This window comes from Pseudomonas sp. XP2 (assembly GCF_053557975.1).
This window is the reverse complement of record NZ_JBNRIK010000014.1, coordinates 56,452-72,195: the sequence shown is the minus strand read 5'-3', so window position 1 is coordinate 72,195 and position 15,744 is coordinate 56,452. Positions and strand designations below refer to the sequence as shown.

General features: G+C 65.6%; 14 protein-coding genes and 1 pseudogene. 3 read left to right on the top strand and 12 right to left on the bottom strand.

The annotated features are described in order from the left end of the window. Window positions 1–31: 31 nt before the first annotated feature. From ACK1VC_RS16415 to ACK1VC_RS16405, 3 genes are read right to left on the bottom strand one after another with little or no spacing between them, the layout of a single operon-like run. A complete protein-coding gene (locus tag ACK1VC_RS16415; protein WP_016487623.1) occupies window positions 32–613 on the bottom strand; it encodes a TetR/AcrR family transcriptional regulator in 582 nt (193 codons plus the stop codon). Window positions 614–625: 12 nt separating this feature from the next. After that, a complete protein-coding gene (locus ACK1VC_RS16410) occupies window positions 626–1,474 on the bottom strand; it encodes a 3-hydroxybutyryl-CoA dehydrogenase (protein ID WP_060517319.1) in 849 nt (282 codons plus the stop codon). A gap of 13 nt (window positions 1,475–1,487) precedes the next feature. Further along, window positions 1,488–2,672 carry an acetyl-CoA C-acyltransferase family protein gene (locus tag ACK1VC_RS16405; RefSeq protein ID WP_016487621.1) on the bottom strand — a complete coding sequence of 395 codons (1,185 nt, stop codon included), beginning with the start codon at window positions 2,670–2,672 and terminating at the stop codon, window positions 1,488–1,490. A gap of 168 nt (window positions 2,673–2,840) precedes the next feature. Between ACK1VC_RS16405 and ACK1VC_RS16400 the strand changes: the two genes are divergently transcribed. Next, the gene (locus tag ACK1VC_RS16400) at window positions 2,841–3,851 is read left to right on the top strand and encodes an AraC family transcriptional regulator (RefSeq protein ID WP_060517320.1); all 1,011 of its coding nucleotides are present in this window, start codon (window positions 2,841–2,843) and stop codon (window positions 3,849–3,851) included. Window positions 3,852–3,980: 129 nt separating this feature from the next. Here ACK1VC_RS16400 and ACK1VC_RS16395 read toward each other — a convergent pair whose 3' ends face one another. Continuing rightward, entirely contained in the window at window positions 3,981–4,418 is a 438-nt protein-coding gene (locus tag ACK1VC_RS16395; protein WP_016487619.1) for a carboxymuconolactone decarboxylase family protein, read from the bottom strand. Between the two features lie 201 nt (window positions 4,419–4,619). Between ACK1VC_RS16395 and ACK1VC_RS16390 the strand changes: the two genes are divergently transcribed. Next, entirely contained in the window at window positions 4,620–5,816 is a 1,197-nt protein-coding gene (locus ACK1VC_RS16390) for a cyanate transporter (protein ID WP_191086714.1), read from the top strand. Here ACK1VC_RS16390 and pdxR read toward each other — a convergent pair. The 7 genes and pseudogenes from pdxR to glcD form a co-directional block, all read right to left on the bottom strand. Further along, window positions 5,809–7,242: a MocR-like pyridoxine biosynthesis transcription factor PdxR gene (gene pdxR / locus ACK1VC_RS16385; protein WP_191086713.1), complete on the bottom strand. Its 1,434-nt coding sequence runs from the start codon at window positions 7,240–7,242 to the stop codon at window positions 5,809–5,811. The two genes, ACK1VC_RS16390 and pdxR, sit on opposite strands and share 8 nt — an antisense overlap. 142 nt (window positions 7,243–7,384) lie before the next feature. After that, window positions 7,385–7,723 carry a hypothetical protein gene (locus ACK1VC_RS16380; protein WP_016487616.1) on the bottom strand — a complete coding sequence of 113 codons (339 nt, stop codon included), beginning with the start codon at window positions 7,721–7,723 and terminating at the stop codon, window positions 7,385–7,387. A gap of 218 nt (window positions 7,724–7,941) precedes the next feature. Beyond that, window positions 7,942–10,109 (bottom strand): annotated as a pseudogene (locus tag ACK1VC_RS16375) (malate synthase G). A gap of 90 nt (window positions 10,110–10,199) precedes the next feature. Continuing rightward, window positions 10,200–10,598: a heme-binding protein gene (locus tag ACK1VC_RS16370; protein ID WP_191086712.1), complete on the bottom strand. Its 399-nt coding sequence runs from the start codon at window positions 10,596–10,598 to the stop codon at window positions 10,200–10,202. Then, window positions 10,591–11,826 (bottom strand): glycolate oxidase subunit GlcF, encoded by a 1,236-nt coding sequence (gene glcF, locus ACK1VC_RS16365; protein ID WP_191086711.1) that lies wholly within the window; start codon window positions 11,824–11,826, stop codon window positions 10,591–10,593. The genes ACK1VC_RS16370 and glcF overlap by 8 nt, the downstream gene beginning before the upstream one ends. 9 nt (window positions 11,827–11,835) lie before the next feature. Further along, complete coding sequence (glcE, locus tag ACK1VC_RS16360) at window positions 11,836–12,888, bottom strand: glycolate oxidase subunit GlcE (RefSeq protein WP_016487612.1); 1,053 nt, start codon at window positions 12,886–12,888, stop codon at window positions 11,836–11,838. Further along, complete coding sequence (gene glcD / locus ACK1VC_RS16355) at window positions 12,888–14,387, bottom strand: glycolate oxidase subunit GlcD (RefSeq protein WP_016487611.1); 1,500 nt, start codon at window positions 14,385–14,387, stop codon at window positions 12,888–12,890. Before glcD ends, glcE begins: the two co-directional genes overlap by 1 nt. 195 nt (window positions 14,388–14,582) lie before the next feature. On the opposite strand from glcD, the gene glcC reads away from it, so the two are divergent. Beyond that, window positions 14,583–15,347 (top strand): transcriptional regulator GlcC, encoded by a 765-nt coding sequence (glcC, locus tag ACK1VC_RS16350; protein WP_016487610.1) that lies wholly within the window; start codon window positions 14,583–14,585, stop codon window positions 15,345–15,347. A 59-nt stretch (window positions 15,348–15,406) separates the two neighbouring features. Here glcC and ACK1VC_RS16345 read toward each other — a convergent pair whose 3' ends face one another. Beyond that, entirely contained in the window at window positions 15,407–15,724 is a 318-nt protein-coding gene (locus tag ACK1VC_RS16345; RefSeq protein ID WP_016487609.1) for a DUF2388 domain-containing protein, read from the bottom strand. Window positions 15,725–15,744: the final 20 nt, after the last annotated feature.

The window sequence follows — 15,744 nt, the reverse complement described above, 5'->3', positions numbered from 1 at the left end:
GCTGGCTTGCCGGCGATAGCGCCAGTACAGGCTATCGCAGGGTCCGCTCTATACCGCCTGCCAACATGCTCTCCATCAGCCCCAGCCCCTGTTCCTCGGGCAATGCCTTCAACATCCCTGGCAACTGGTTCAGCAGCGTCGCCACCACATGCGCCGTCGCCACCAAGGCTTGCCCCTGCAACGTTGCCTGTGGCGCGATCAACCTCAGCAACCCCGCCTCGTAACGTTTGCGCAACAAGGCCAGGCGCGCCTGCTGGTCATCGCTCAAACAGCACAAGTCGCGCTCCGCCAGCCGAAACTGCATCGGCCGCTCGGCATGCAATTGCCAGTGCGCTGCAATCAGGCAGCCCAGTGCCGAGGCCCCGCGCGCCATGGCTCTACGCCCCTGATCCAGAGTGGCCTGCAGTTCTTCGTACAACTCCTCGATCAAGTCGTACAACAGGTCCTGCTTGCTGGGAAAGTGATGGTACAGCGAGCCCGCAGTCAGCCCCACATGGGCCGCCAGTTCGCGCATGCTGACCTGGCCAAAGCCCTTTTCGGCAAACAGCGCCATGGCCCGGTCACGTCGCTCTTCAAAATTGGCACAGCGCATTGCGGCATTGACCGGAGGCATGGCGACTCGTCCTCAGTAGGTGAAGAAACCGCGACCGCTCTTGCGCCCCAGCCAGCCGGCCGCGACCATTTCCTTCAGCAGCGGGGCAGGGCGGTATTTGCTGTCGTTGAAGCCCTCATGGAAGGCTTCCATGATCGCCAGCAGGGTATCCAGGCCGATCAGGTCGGCCAGTGCCAGCGGGCCGATTGGCTGGTTGCAGCCCAGGCGCATGCCGGTGTCGATGTCCTCGGCACTGGCCAGGCCTTCCTGGCGCACGAAGATGGCCTCGTTGATCATTGGCACCAGAATGCGGTTGACCACAAAGCCTGGGCGGTTGCCCGCGGTGATCGGGGTCTTGCCGACCTTTTCGGTCACCACCAGCGCCTGGGCGTAGGTGCTGTCGCTGGTCTGCAGGCCGCGAATGATCTCCACCAGCGCCATCATTGGTACCGGGTTGAAGAAGTGCACACCAATGAAGCGCTCGGGGTGCTCGATGCTGGCGGCCAGCTGAGTCACCGACAGCGACGAAGTGTTGGTGGCGATGAGGCAGTCGGCAGCGACGTTGGCGGCCACTTGCTGCAGGATGCGCTGCTTGAGCTGCAGGCTTTCGGTGGCGGCCTCGATCACCAGCTGCGCGCCGCTGAGCTGGGCGTAGTCGGTGCTGGTGCGGATGCGCGTTTTCGCCGCCGCGGCCTTGTCCGCATCCAGGGTGCCTTTGCTGACCTGGCGTTCGAGGTTTTTGCTCAAGGTGGCCACGCCGCGCTCCAGCGCCGCGTCGGAAACATCCACCAGCAGCACCTGGTAGCCGGCGACGGCGCACACCTGGGCAATGCCGTTGCCCATGGTGCCGGCGCCGATCACGGCGATCTGTTCAATGCTCATGTGTCAGGCTCCCTCAGACGCGCTCGAAGACTACGGCGATGCCTTGGCCGCCACCGATGCACATGGTCGCCAGGGCGTAGCGGCCCTGGATGCGCTGCAGCTCATGGATGGCCTTGGTGGCGATGATCGCGCCAGTGGCACCCACCGGGTGGCCCAGGGAAATGCCCGAACCATTGGGGTTGACCTTCTCCGGGTCGAAGCCCAGTTCGCGGGCCACGGCGCAGGCTTGGGCGGCGAAGGCTTCGTTGGACTCGATCACGTCCAGGTCCTGTAGCTTCAGGCCGGTCTTTTCCAGCACCTTGCGGGTGGCCGGGATCGGGCCCAGGCCCATAAGTTCCGGCTCGACACCGGCGTGGGCATAGCCCACCAGACGCGCCAGCGGCTTCAGGCCCAGGCGACGCACGGCGTCACCGCTGGCCAGCACCAGGCCGGCCGCGCCATCGTTGATGCCGCTGGCGTTGCCGGCAGTCACGGTGCCGTCCTTCTTGAACACGGTCTTCATGCCGGCCAGTTGCTCGGCGGTGACGTCGCCCCGTACGTGCTCGTCCACGGCGAACTGTACGGTGCCTTTGCGGGTTTTCAGCTCCACCGGGACGATCTGGCTGTCGAAACGGCCTTCGGCGATGGCGCGGGCGGCGCGGCGCTGGCTGGTCAGGGCCAGCTCATCCTGCATCTCGCGGGTAATGCCGTGTTTGGCGGCGACGTTTTCTGCGGTGATGCCCATGTGGAAGTGTTCGAAGGGGTCCTGCAGCACGCCTACGGTGTAGTCGATGCCTTGCAGGTCGCCCATGCGCGCGCCCCAGCGTGCCTGCGGCAGCAGGTACGGGCCACGGCTCATGGATTCGGCACCGGCGGCCACGGCTACATCGGCATCGCCGAGCAGCAGGCACTGGGTGGCAGAGACGATGGCCTGCAGGCCCGAGCCGCACAGGCGGTTGACGTTGAAGGCAGGGGTTTCCTTGGGAATGCCGGCGTTCATTGCGGCAACCCGCGACAGGTAGGCATCGCGCGGTTCGGTGGGGATCACGGTGCCCATGACCACATGGCCAACCTGCTCGGCGGCCACGCCCGAGCGCTCGATGGCGGCGCGGGTAATGGTAGTGGCCAGGTCGGCCAGGGGCAGGTCCTTGAGCGAGCCTCCAAAACCACCGATGGCGGAACGCACGGCACTGACGACATAGATTTCTGGGCTGCTCATAGAGGCTCCGTAAGCTTAGGCATGGCGGGAGCGGGCCAGGCTCTGCGAGAATGGCCGGCGGTCCCGGAGTGGGATCGAGTCTAGGCAAAGGCTCTGTTGCAGCCTATGCCGGATCTGTTCAAACAACCTGGCACTTTTTGCCACTCAGCATAGACAGCGAAAACCACCATGCGCGATAGCGATTCGGTCGCCGTGTACTTTCTCAATGCCATGCTCCACGCCCTGCGCAATAGCCCGGCCGAGCGCGATGCACAGCTGCGCGCGGTGGGCATCGACCCCCAGCTGCTTGAGCAGTCACAGGCCCGCGTACCGGCCAAGGCCTTCGCCGAGCTGTGGCTGACACAGATACAGCGCCTGGACGACGAGTTCTTCCGCCTCGACAGCCATGGCATGCCGCTGGGCAGCTTCGCCCTGATTTGCCGGGGCCTGATCCTTGAGCCGAACCTGGAAAAGGCCTTGCGCCAGTGCATGGCTGGCTTCGGCCTGTTCCTGCGCGACCTGCGCGGCAGCCTGACCGTACGCGGTGGGCGCGCGCTGATCAGCGTGCAGTCGAGCATTGCCGACCCGTTGACCCAGGTGTACGCCGAGGAAACCTACCTGGTGCTGATGATCGGCATGTTGTGCTGGCTGGCCGGGCGGCGGATCGCCATCGACCGCACCGAGCTGGCCGTCTCGCGCCCGGCCCAGGAAGACGACCTGCTGTTGTGGGGGCCGGACCTGCGCCTGGGCAGCGGCCGTACCGAAGTGGAGTTCGACAGCGCCTACCTGCGTCTGCCAGTGGTGCAGGACCTGGCGACCCTGAAAACCTTTCTGCGCAGTGCACCGCAGGGGTTGGTGATCCGCTTTCGCAACCAGAACGGGCTGGTGGCGGAGGTGTACCGCCATTTGCGCGCCCGGCACTATGGGCAGTGGCCGACCTTGGCGGCGCTGGCGCAGCTGCAGGGGATCAGTGCCAGTACGTTCCGCCGGCAGCTGGAGCGGGAAGGGCGGTCGTACCAGCAGATCAAGGATGAGGTGCGCCGGGCGATGGCCTTCGAGCGGTTGCGCGAGGGGGTGTTGAGCATTGCCGAGATAGCCGAGCAGGCCGGGTTCCAGGAGCCGAGTGCGTTTCACCGGGCGTTCAAGAAGTGGACCGGGCAGAGCCCCGGCAGCTATAGGGCGCGGTTGGCCGGGCGTTAGTTGTTCCCTGTGCCGGCCCTGTCGCCGGCAAGCCAGCGCCCACAGAGTCTCCGCAGGCCTCGAATATTGTGCGGGACATGTGGGCGCTGGCTTGCCGGCGATAGGGCCGGTACGGCGATCATTGAATGATCAGGCCGGCACCATGGCAAACCCGACCCCGAAGCGGTTCCAGGCGTTGATGGTGGCAATCGCCAGGGTCAGGTTGACCACCTCGGCCGGCTCGAAGTGTTCCTGCAGGGCTTCATATTGCCCCTGTGGCGCGCCCTGCTCAGGCAGGCGGGTAAGGCTTTCGACCCAGGCCAGCGCCGCACGTTCGCGCGGGGTGAAGTAGGCGGTTTCGCGCCACACGCTCAAGGTCTGCAAGCGTGCTTCGGTCTCACCTGCCTTGCGTGCATCGTTGGCGTGCAGGTTGACGCAGTAGGCGCAGCCGTTGACCTGCGAAGCCCGCAGACGTACCAGCTCCAACAGGGAACTCTCCAGGCCGCTCTTGGCCAGGGCCTGCTCCAGGCCGACCATGGCTTTGTAGGCTTCCGGGGCGTGCTTGGCCCATTCGATACGGTTGTGCATGGCTGTCTCCAAAGGGTGCTGGATGGGAATGGCACTACTGTAGCGCTGCCGATTGGCCTCCCCGATAGCCAATTGCGCACATAAGCGGGAGGCCAATCGCCCATTCAGGTGGCCACTGACAAGCATCCAATCTCTTCATTTCTGCCAGCCCTGCCAAGCCGGGATAATGCCTGGGTCCTGTTACCCGAGAACCGATGCGCAATGAGAGCTGCTTTGAACCTGTTGCTGGTGATCCTGCTGGCGCTGAACCTGCGGCCGATCCTGACCAGTATCGGCCCGTTACTCGAACCCATGCGCGCCAGCACCGGGCTGGGCTACCAGCAGGCTGCCTTGCTGACGGCGTTGCCGGTACTGTGCATGGGCCTGGTGCCGTTGCTGCAGCCATGGTTGCGACGCTGGATCAGCGAGCATGGCGGCATGCTCGGTGGCCTGGCTGCAATCGCCCTGGCCTGCCTGTGGCGCCTGCAACTGGACAGCGCCTGGGCGCTGATTGCCAGTGCCGTGGTCGCCGGCCTGGGGGTGGCGGTGGTGCAGGGCATGATGCCTGGCCTGGTCAACCGCTGGTTCCCCAGCCGCCTGGCGGGGGCGATGGGGCTGTACTCGGCAGCGTTGATGAGCGGTGGCGGCATGGCTGCCGTGCTTGGCCCCCATATCAGCGACCATTTCGGCCACTGGCAGGTCGGCCTGGGCCTTTGGGCGATCCCGGCGCTGTTGGCGCTGGTGGCATGGGCGGTATGGCGGCCACGGCAGGGGGCGCCAACGCTGGCCGGCGCTGCTGGCGGGCACTGGTTCGGCACGCGCCGGGCCTGGTTGCTGGCCCTGTATTTCGGCCTGATCAACGGCGGCTACACCAGCATGGTGGCGTGGCTGCCGGCGTACCATCTCGAGCACGGCGGCAGTGCTCAGGGCGGTGCAGACCTGGTGGGCCTGATGACGGTCTTCCAGGTGGCCGGTGCACTGGGGTTGCCGCTGTTGCTGCGGCGTTGGACTGACCGCCGTCCAGGCTTGTGGTTGGCTCTGGCGATCCAGCTGGCCGGTTTTCTCGGCCTGCTGCTGGCACCCACGCAGGCGGCGGGGCTGTGGGTCGCGATGATCGGTTTTGGCCTGGGCGCCTGCTTCAGCCAATGCCTGACCCTGACCCTGGAGCACTTGAAGACGCCCGCCGAGGCCGGCAGCCTGGCCGCTTTCGTGCAGGGCATCGGTTTCATCATCACCGGTATAGTGCCGTATATCACCGGCTGGCTGCGTGACGTGAGTGGTGACTTCCAGGCGTCGTGGACGCTGCTCACTGTGACCGTGATGGCCATGTTGCTGGTAACCCGCTGGTTCAGTCCGCGTGGCTATGCCGCAGCCATCGCGCGCCCCGCCGCGCCAGGCAAGGCTGCGCCGGTCAGCTGAGGCGTTGCAGGGTATCGCGCACCCGGTCCAGCGCCGGGTCAATGTCCAGCAGCTCGATGGCGCCGAAGCCCAGCAATAACCCCGGGCGTACCGGCGCTTCGCTGAAGAATGGCGCCAGCGAGTACAGGCCGACCTCTACCTTGCGCGCGAGGTTGGCCAGCAGTTCGACATCGACCCCGGGATTGGCCAGTGCACTGAGGTGGAAGCCGGCGCTGGCAGGGATGGCGCTGAGCCACGGCGACAGGTCGCCCCCCAGGCGCGCCAGGATGCGCTCGCGACGTGCGCTGTAGACCTCGTGGCAGCGGCGGATATGCTTGTTCAGGTGGCCTTCGCCCAAAAAACGCGCCAGCGCCCACTGCAGCAAAGTCGGGCTGTGCCAGTCGCTGAGGTGCTTGGCCACGCAAGCGGCCTGCAGTACGGCAGGCGGCAGTACGGCATAGCCCAGCCGCAGTTCTTGCAGCAAGGTCTTGGAAAAGGTCCCGACATAGGCCACCAGCCCATGCCGGTCCAGGCGCTGGAGTGCGTCCGAGGCTGGCCCGTGGTAGCGGAACTCGCAGTCGTAGTCGTCTTCGATGATCAGTGCACCCAGTTCCGCGGCCCTTGCCAGCAGGGCGTGTCGGCGTGGCTCGCTCATCGGCATACCCAGCGGGAACTGGTGCGAGGGCGTTACGTAGATCAGCCGGGTGCCATCGGCGATCTGCTCCACGCACAGGCCTTCATCATCCACCGGCACGGACTGCAGGCGTGCGCCAAGGGCCAGGAACAGTTGCCGTGCCGGCGGGTAGCCGGGGTCTTCCATGGCCACCTGACAGCCTGGCTCGACCAGTACCCGGGCGATCAGGTCCAGCGCTTGCTGGGCACCGTTGCACACCAGCAGATCGGCTGCGCTGCAGTGCACGCCGCGGGCGTAGGCGATGTGGTGGGCAATGGCCTCGCGCAGCTCTGGCAGGCCCTGGGCCTGAAACTGCCGCTCGGGGTGGCGCTGGCTGCGGCGCAGCGCGTAATTCAGGCAGCTGCGCCATTGGTCGAACGGGAACTGCGACTTGCTCGATGCACCGCCGACAAAGTCATAGCGCGAGGGCGTTTGCAGCTGGCGTTGAGCGAGCACGGTGGCGCGCTGCTGCCAGCGTTCAAGGGATGCAGCGCCGGCCAGGGGAATGCTGGCTGATTCATTGCTGCGCAGTGGTTGGCGCGGGGTGATGAACGTGCCGCGGCCGACCACGCCGCTGAGCAGGTTGTCGTAGGTCAGCCGTGAGTAAGCCTCGGCCACGGTCTTGCGCGATACGCCCAGTTGTGCTGCCAGCAGGCGGGTGGGTGGCAGTTGGCTGCCGGCGGCCAGGTGGCCGCTGTCGATACCGGCGCGCAATTGCTGGTAAAGCTGCTCGGCCAGGCCTTTGCGGCCCTCCAGGCGAATGTGCAGTTCCATGGGCGGGTCCGGAGCGGGGGAGTGCTCAGGATAGCGGATTGGGCAGGAAGGCTCCCACAGGTATCGCGTGCCCCACAGGCTTGACGCGACCCCTATGAGAGCTGGCTTGCCGGCGATGGGCTGCAAAGCAGCCCCAAAAAGCTCAGAACCGGGCGGCGCTGACAGTGATGTAGCCTTTTTCCGCCAGCGCGATGCGTATTACTGTCTCATCCTCTGCCGCGTTGCGGTTGCGCCTGATGCGCACGCCTTCTACCGTCGAAGCCTTCATATACTCTGAAATGGCCCGCCCGTTCGCGTCGAAGAACACCTCGCTGGCCAGCAACTCGATGCGTTCGATCAATTGCCGGGAATGCTCATCGGTGGCGCAGAAGAACATGACCCCCGACAGGTGTGGGTCTTCATCGGGGTTACTCATGTCATGGGCCAGCATTTCGCGCAGGCTGCTGCGCAGTTCGGCGATGGGGCGGGCGTACAGGTGCATGCGGAGCCTCCTCTGGAGCGCAGCGTTGCTTGATCCAGCCCCGATCTTGTTTTCTGCGGGCGGCGGTAGCAAGTAAGACACTTCCGAGAACCCTGTGGGAAATGTCTGAAGCTGCCGGAATACCACCCTTGACTGGCAGCAGGCGGGTGCCTGCGGCACAATTCGTCCCCACCCGATCGCGCCACAAGGCCGCTCCTGGAGTGACCGCGCAGCCTGGGCTAGCGTTGAACTTCCTGCTTGAAGCGCAACCGCCAGCCATGCAGCAACGGCTCGGTATAGCCGCTGGGCTGCTCGCGCCCTTTGAACACCAGGTCCCGCGCAGCTCGGAAGGCATACGATGTTTCGAAACCGGTGGCCATCGGCCGGTATGCCGGGTCCCCGGCATTCTGCTGGTCGACCACCTGGGCCATGCGTTGCAACGTCGCCTCGACCTGCTCGGCCCCGACTACCCCATGGTGCAGCCAGTTGGCAATGTGCTGCGCTGAAATGCGCAAGGTGGCGCGGTCCTCCATCAGGCCCACATCGTGAATGTCCGGCACCTTGGAGCAGCCGACCCCTTGCTCGACCCAGCGCGCCACGTAACCGAGGATGCCTTGGCAGTTGTTGTCCAGCTCAGCCTGGATATCAGCGGCGCTCCACGGCCGTTCGGGGCTGACCGGAATGCTCAGCAGGTCATGCAGCAATGCGCCACGCAGGGCCCCCAGGTCTACCTGTTCCAGCGTCTGCTGCACGGCAGCTACGTCTACCTGGTGGTAGTGCAGCGCATGCAGGGTGGCGGCAGTGGGCGACGGCACCCAGGCGGTGTTGGCACCGGCCTTTGGCTGGGCAACTTTCTGTTCCAGCATGGCCGCCATCAGGTCGGGCATGGCCCACATGCCTTGCCGATCTGTGCCTTGCCGCGCAGGCCACAAGCCAGCCCGACCAGCACGTTGCTGCGTTCGTAGGCCTGGATCCAGGCGCTGCCTTTCATGTCGCCCTTGCGCAGCATGGCGCCGGCTTCCATGGCGCTGTGCATTTCGTCACCGGTGCGGTCGAGGAAGCCGGTATTGATGAACACCACCCGGGATGCCGCGCTGGCGATACAGGCCTTGAGGTTGACGCTGGTGCGCCGCTCCTCGTCCATGATGCCCATCTTCAGGGTCTGTGCCGGCAGGCCCAGCAGGGCTTCGACGCGGCCGAACAACTGGTCGGCGAAGGCTACTTCGGCCGGCCCGTGCATCTTCGGTTTGACGATGTACAGGCTGCCTTCGCGGGAATTGCCGCGGCGCTTGAGGTCGTGCAGACCGATCAGGCTGGTAATCACGGCATCGAGGATACCTTCGGGAATTTCACGGCCATCACGGTCGTGGATGGCCGGGTTGGTCATCAGGTGGCCGACGTTGCGGATGAACAGCAGCGAGCGGCCCGGTAGTGTCAGGGGGAGGCCGTCTATACCGTGGTAATGGCGGTCTGCAGCCAGGGTGCGGTTGAAGGTTTTGCTGCCTTTGCTCACCTGTTCGCTCAGGTCACCCTTCATCAGGCCGAGCCAGTTGCGGTAGACGTGGACTTTGTCGTCGGCATCCACGGCCGCTACCGAGTCTTCGCAGTCGATGATGGTGGTCAGTGCGGCTTCCAGGGTGATGTCCTTGACCCCGGCCAGGTCCTGCTGGCCGATCGCACTGGTCGGGTCGATCTGGATTTCGAAATGCAGCTGGTGGTGCTGCAACAGGATCGCCGTGGGTGTGTTCGGCTCTCCCTGGTAACCCCGCAGTTGTGCGCGATTGTGCAATACGGCCTGGCGGCCGTCGGCCAGGGTGACCCGTAGCGTGCCCTGGTCGATCACGTAGGCAGTGGCGTCGCTGTGTGAAGCGCCGTCGAGTGGGGCGCTAGCGTCGAGGAACTGCCGGCCATAGGCAATTACCTTGGCGCCGCGCACCGGGTTGTAGCCTTGGCCGCGTTCGGCGCCAGCGGTTTCGGCGATGGCATCGGTGCCGTACAGCGCATCGTACAGCGAACCCCAGCGGGCGTTGGCGGCGTTGAGGGCGTAGCGGGCATTGCTCAGCGGCACGACCAGCTGCGGGCCGGCTTGCAAGGCGATTTCACGGTCAACGTTGGCGGTGCTGATCTGCACGTTTTCGGGAGCGTCGACCAGGTAGCCGATGCCTTGCAGAAAGTGCTGGTAGGCGGCCATGTCGCGGATCGGGCCAGGGTGTTGGCGGTGCCAGTTGTCCAGCTCGGTTTGCAGGCGCTGGCGTTCGGCGAGCAGGGCGCGGTTTTGCGGGGCGAGGTCGTGGACCAAGGTGCTGAAGCCTTGCCAGAAAGCGTTGGCTTCGATGCCGGTGCCGGGGAGGACTTCGTCTTCGATGAAGTGCTGGAGGGTGGGGGCGATCTGGAGTTCGTTTGGCATTGTCTGTTCGCTCGATGTTCTGTCTTCGGGAATTCAGTCACCTGTTCTGGCCTCTTCGCGGGCAAGCCCGCGAAGAAGCCAGCACAGGATCTACAGGGCTGCAGCTCCAGCCTTGGCCACCTGGGCATCCTGTTCGGACTTGACCCCGGACACACCAATGGCACCCACCACCTGGCCATCCACCCGCAGTGGCACGCCACCTTCCAGGCTGGTCAGCAGCGGTGTGGTGACGAATGCAGTGCGGCCCCCATTGACCATTTCCTCGTAATCCCGGGTTTCCTTGCGCCCCAGCGCGGAGGTGCGGGCTTTCTCCACGGCTATGTAGGCACTGGCCGGCGCACAGCCATCCAGGCGCTCCAGGGCCAAGGGGTGGCCACCGTCGTCGACCACGGCGATGGTCACGTTCCAATGCTGGGCCAGGGCTTCCTGGCGGGCGGCGGCCAGCACACGGGCGACGTCGGCCTGGCCGATCACGAACTTGCTATGCATGGGGGGTCTCCGGGTTCAAGGCGGCTTCGACGATTTCGATCCAGTGCCGTACCGGCGTGCGCCCGGCCCCGTCGAGGTGGGCCTGGCAGCCGATGTTGGCGGTAGCGATGACTTGCGGTTTGCCGCTTTCCAGTGCGTTGAGGCGGTTGTCACGCAGTTGCAGTGACAGCGCTGGCTGGGTCAGCGAATAGGTGCCAGCCGAGCCGCAACACAGGTGGCCGTCCGGTACCGAGGTCAGGGTAAAGCCCAGGCGCGTCAGCAGCGCCTCTACCGCACCCCCCAGTTTCAGGGCGTGTTGCAGCGTGCAGGGGCAGTGGAAGGCCAGGCGTTGCTCGGCGCACAGGCCCAGTTGCTCGACCGGCTCATCGCGCAGTACTTCTACCAGGTCGCGGGACAGGGCGCTGACCCTGGCCGCTTTGGCTGCGTAGCGGGTGTCGTGTTCCAGCAGGTGGCCATAGTCGCGCACGAACGCCCCGCAGCCGCTGGCGGTTTGCACGATGGCCTGGGCACCTGCTTCGATGGCCGGCCACCAGGCGTCGATATTGCGCCGCGCACGTTGCAGGCCTTGCTCCTGGGCATTGAGGTGGTAGTCCACCGCGCCACAGCAGCCGGCCTGGTGGATGGGTTGCACGCTAATCCCCAGGCGATCGAGCAGGCGCGTCGCAGCGGCATTGGTATTGGGTGACAAGGCCGGCTGCACGCAGCCTTCCAGCATCAGCACCTGGCGTGCGTGGCGCGGCGCGGGGCGCTCGCCGGGTGCCGTGATGTGCGCCGGCAGTTTGCGCTTGAGCGTGGCCGGCAACAGTGGGCGCAGGGCCTGGCCGCTGCGGGTCAGGGCCTTGAACAGCGCCGGGCGCGGCACTACCGCACGCAGGCCCTGGCGCAGCAGGCGCTGACCGAGCGCGCGCGGTACTTGTTGGTCGACGACGGCGCGACCGATGTCCAGCAGGTCGTGGTATCTGACCCCGGATGGGCAGGTGGTTTCGCAGTTGCGGCAACTCAGGCAGCGGTCCAGGTGCTGTTGGGTGCTGGCGGTGACCGGCTCGCCTTCGAGTACCTGCTTGATCAGGTAGATGCGCCCGCGCGGGCCGTCCAGTTCATCGCCCAGCAACTGGTAGGTAGGGCAGGTGGCGGTGCAAAACCCACAATGCACGCAGGAACGCAGGATGCTTTCGGCCTCGTCGGCGCGGGCCAGCCGGCGGCTTGTTTCGCTCAGGTTGGTTTGCATGGTCTGGCCTCACAGGTCCGGGTACAGGCGGCCAGGGTTGAACACCCCCTGGGGGTCGAGTTGCTGCTTGAGGGCACGGTGGTAACGCATCAGTGCGGCGGGCAGGGGCGGGCTGCTGGCTGCCCCGGGGGCGTAGCAGGTGGCGTGGCCGCCCACCTTGGCGACGTGGTCGCGAATCGCCTGCGCCGGTGCACTGGACTTCAGCCAGCGCTGGGCACCCCCCCAGTCGATCAACTGCTGGCCGGGCAGTTGCAGCTCGCCGGTGGCGTTGGGCAGCGACAAACGCCATAGCGGCGCAGGGTCACTGAAGAACGCCAGGCGCTGTTCGCGCAGGTCGCTCCAGAAACCGCTGTCGAGCATTTCGCCGCCCAGCCGCTGGCGGGCCGACTGCACCGAGCCTTCACCGCCTTCCAGGCGCAGGAACAGGGCGTCACCGTCATGGCAGGCCGCGCTGATCGGCAGCGGCTGCTGGCCCCATTCGGCCAGCTCGGCCAGTGCCTGGTGGCAGCCCATCGGCAGGCGCAGGCTCAGGCATTCGCGCGGCCGAGGCAGCACTTTCAAGGAAATTTCAGTCAACAGCCCCAGGCAACCGAAGCTACCCGCCATCAGCCGTGATACATCGTAACCGGCCACATTCTTCATCACCTCGCCACCAAAGCGCAGCAGCTTGCCGTGGCCGGTGATTACCCGCGTGCCGAGCACGTAGTCACGTACCGACCCGGCCCACGGCCGCCTGGGGCCGGACAGGCCCGCCGCGACCATGCCGCCCAGGGTGGCCTCGGGGCCCAGGTGCGGCGGTTCGCAGGGCAGCATCTGGCCGGCCTCGTGCAGGGCCGCTTCGATCTCGCGCAGCGGTGTGCCCGCACGGGCGGTGAGCACCAGTTCGGTGGGGTCGTAGCTGACGATGCCACGGTGGCTGCGGGTGTCGACAACTTCGCCGGCCACCGGGCTGCCGAGCATGGCCTTGCTGTTGCTGCCCTGGATACGTAGTGGCGTGCCGTGGTTCAAGGCCTGGGTGACCTGCTGTAGCAGGGCCTGGCTGATGTCGCGGTCCATGCTCATCAGAAACGCTCCAGGTCAGGGAAGGGCAGTTGCCCGTGGTGCACATGCATGGCGCCGAACTCGGCGCAGCGGTGCAGGGTGGGGATGTTCTTGCCGGGGTTCAGCAGGCCCTGCGGGTCGAAGGCGGCCTTGACCGCGTGGAACAGGGTGATTTCGTCGCTGTTGAACTGGGCGCACATCTGGTTGATTTTTTCGCGGCCTACGCCGTGCTCGCCGGTAATGCTGCCGCCCACCGCCACGCACAGTTCGAGGATCTTGCCGCCGATGGCTTCGGCCCGCTCCAGCTCCCCGGGCAGGTTGGCATCGAACAGGATCAGCGGGTGCATGTTGCCGTCGCCGGCGTGGAACACGTTGGCCACGCGCAGGCCGTATTCGCGGGACAGGTCACTGATGCCCTTGAGTACCCGCGGCAGTTCGCGGCGCGGGATGGTGCCGTCCATGCAGTAGTAGTCCGGGGAAATGCGCCCCACCGCCGGGAAGGCGTTCTTGCGCCCGGCCCAGAAGCGCACGCGTTCGGCCTCATCGCAGGCCAGCCGCACCTCGCGGGCGCCGGCTTGCGTCAGCACCGCGGCCACCCGTTCGCAGTCGTCGTGCACATCGGCCTCCACGCCGTCCAGTTCGCATAACAGGATGGCCGCCGCGTCCACCGGGTAGCCGGCGTGGATGAAGTCTTCGGCGGCGCGGATTGCCAGGTTGTCCATCATCTCCAGGCCGCCTGGAATGATGCCGGCGGCGATGATGTCAGCCACTGCCCGGCCAGCGTCCTCGACGCTGTCGAAACTGGCCAGCAGCACCCGTGCCACCTGAGGCTTGGGCAGCAGTTTCACGGTCACTTCGGTGACAATGCCGAGCATGCCTTCAGAGCCGGTGAACAGTGCCAGCAGGTCGAAGCCGGGGCTGTCCAGGGCATCGCTACCCAAGGTCAGGTGTTCACCTTCGACCGTGAGAATGTCCACCTTCAGCAGGTTATGCACGGTCAGGCCGTATTTGAGGCAGTGCACGCCACCTGCGTTCTCGGCGACGTTGCCACCAATGGAGCAGGCGATTTGCGAGGACGGGTCTGGCGCGTAGTACATACCATGAGGTGCGGCGGCCTGGGAGATGGCCAGGTTGCGTACGCCGGGTTGCACACGGGCGTAGCGGCCCTGTGGGTTGACCTCAAGGATGCGGTTGAAACGTGCCATTACCAGCAGGATCCCCTTGGTCAGCGGCAGGGCACCCCCCGACAGGCCGGTACCGGCGCCACGCGCTACCACCGGTACGCCGCGTTGGTGGCAGAGCTTGAGCAGCGTCTGCACCTGCTCCAGGCGCTCGGGCAGCACCACCAGCAGCGGCACCGTGCGATAGGCCGACAGGCCATCGCATTCGTAGGGTTTCAGGTCTTCTTCGCGGTGCAGGATATCGAGGTCCGGCAGGGCGCTGTGCAGTGCCTGCAGCAGGGCTGCCTGGTCCACGGCGGGTAGCGCGCCATCGACGCGTTCGTCGTACAGGATATTCATCGGCTCACTCGGCAACGGTTTTTGTTGTTGTTGGCAAAGCGGTCACGGTTGCAGCCTGCGCGTGCCAGCGCCTGGGGTCGAGCATGGCGGGCACTGGTCCTACCAGTTTTTCGCCGTGGTACTGGTTATTGATAGGTTTACCCGGCTAGATTTGGATAGATGGGCTAACTGGTCCTACCAGCAGGAGGGGGCACAATGGTTACTGACGGCAAAGCCAAGGTCGCCGACCAGGTGGCCGAGCGGGTCGAGCGGCTGATCGTCGACGGCGTGTTGAAGGTGGGCCAGGCCCTGCCATCGGAGCGGCGGCTGGTAGAGAAGCTGGGTTGTTCACGCTCGGCCCTGCGTGAAGGGCTACGCATTTTGCGCGGGCGCGGCATCATCGACACCGAGCAGGGGCGAGGCTCGTTCGTTGCGGACCTGACGGGGCAGGTGGGTGCCACCCCATTGATGCACCTGTTTAGTTCGCAGCCACGCACGCTGTTCGACTTGCTGGAGGTACGGGCTTTGCTGGAGGCCGAGTCGGCGCGGCTGGCAGCGTTGCGTGCCACCGAGGTCGACCGCTTGCTGATTCGCCGGCGTTATGAAGAAATGCTGGCTGCCCACGAGTCGGCCCAGGCGCTGGACGCCCGTGAGCATGCCCGCCGTGACCATGCCTTCCATCGGGCGATCAGCGAGGCGTCACATAACCCGGTGCTGGTGCATACCCTGCAATCGCTCAGTGATCTGACCTTGAGCACCGTGTTTGCTTCGGTCAACAACCTGTACTGCCGGCCGGCGCAGAAACGCCAGATTGATCGGCAGCATGCGCGGTTGTATCAGGCGGTGATGGAGCAATTGCCGGAGCAGGCGCAGCGGGCTGCGCGTGAGCATATCAACGGGATACGCGACAGTTTGCGGGAGATCGAGCAGGAAGAGCAGCGCCTGGTCAGGGCGACCATGCGCATGGATGGTTGGGGGTGATGCTGCCTGTGCCGGCCCTTTCGCGGGCAAGCCCGCGAAAGGGCCGGCACAGGATTGCCTCAATGATCGGCTATGCGGTCATCCTGGGAAAGAATAGCCCTGGCCAGTTCTTCATCATTGGCCTGTAGCCCTGGGTGGTCCTTGCGCGCCTGTTCCAGCGCCGACTCTACATAGGCGCCACGGATTGCACCGCCGCTGGCGACGAAGGCAGAAAGCTCGTCACGGGCCGGGATGATCCGTTTGTCGTCCTTGAAGGTCGAATACAGCGAAGCGGAAACACCGGCTGAGGTGGCGACGTCGCCCGCATCGACGCGGGCCAGGGCAGCACCGGCAGGCAGCAGGAGCAGCAGCGCAGGGGCGAGGAGTAGGTGGCGCATGTCGAGTTCTCCAATACGTG

Excerpts from the sequence above, each read along its gene's own strand:
- ACK1VC_RS16415 (WP_016487623.1), bottom strand. The coding sequence starts at position 613 with ATGCCTCCGGTCAATGCCGCAATGCGCTGTGCCAATTTTGAAGAGCGA.
- glcC (WP_016487610.1), top strand. The coding sequence starts at position 14,583 with ATGGTTACTGACGGCAAAGCCAAGGTCGCCGACCAGGTGGCCGAGCGG.
- glcF (WP_191086711.1), bottom strand. The coding sequence starts at position 11,826 with ATGCAAACCAACCTGAGCGAAACAAGCCGCCGGCTGGCCCGCGCCGAC.
- glcE (WP_016487612.1), bottom strand. The coding sequence starts at position 12,888 with ATGAGCATGGACCGCGACATCAGCCAGGCCCTGCTACAGCAGGTCACC.
- ACK1VC_RS16345 (WP_016487609.1), bottom strand. The coding sequence starts at position 15,724 with ATGCGCCACCTACTCCTCGCCCCTGCGCTGCTGCTCCTGCTGCCTGCC.
- glcD (WP_016487611.1), bottom strand. The coding sequence starts at position 14,387 with ATGAATATCCTGTACGACGAACGCGTCGATGGCGCGCTACCCGCCGTG.
- ACK1VC_RS16405 (WP_016487621.1), bottom strand. The coding sequence starts at position 2,672 with ATGAGCAGCCCAGAAATCTATGTCGTCAGTGCCGTGCGTTCCGCCATC.
- ACK1VC_RS16370 (WP_191086712.1), bottom strand. The coding sequence starts at position 10,598 with ATGCATAGCAAGTTCGTGATCGGCCAGGCCGACGTCGCCCGTGTGCTG.
- ACK1VC_RS16410 (WP_060517319.1), bottom strand. The coding sequence starts at position 1,474 with ATGAGCATTGAACAGATCGCCGTGATCGGCGCCGGCACCATGGGCAAC.
- ACK1VC_RS16400 (WP_060517320.1), top strand. The coding sequence starts at position 2,841 with ATGCGCGATAGCGATTCGGTCGCCGTGTACTTTCTCAATGCCATGCTC.
- ACK1VC_RS16395 (WP_016487619.1), bottom strand. The coding sequence starts at position 4,418 with ATGCACAACCGTATCGAATGGGCCAAGCACGCCCCGGAAGCCTACAAA.
- ACK1VC_RS16380 (WP_016487616.1), bottom strand. The coding sequence starts at position 7,723 with ATGCACCTGTACGCCCGCCCCATCGCCGAACTGCGCAGCAGCCTGCGC.
- ACK1VC_RS16390 (WP_191086714.1), top strand. The coding sequence starts at position 4,620 with ATGAGAGCTGCTTTGAACCTGTTGCTGGTGATCCTGCTGGCGCTGAAC.
- pdxR (WP_191086713.1), bottom strand. The coding sequence starts at position 7,242 with ATGGAACTGCACATTCGCCTGGAGGGCCGCAAAGGCCTGGCCGAGCAG.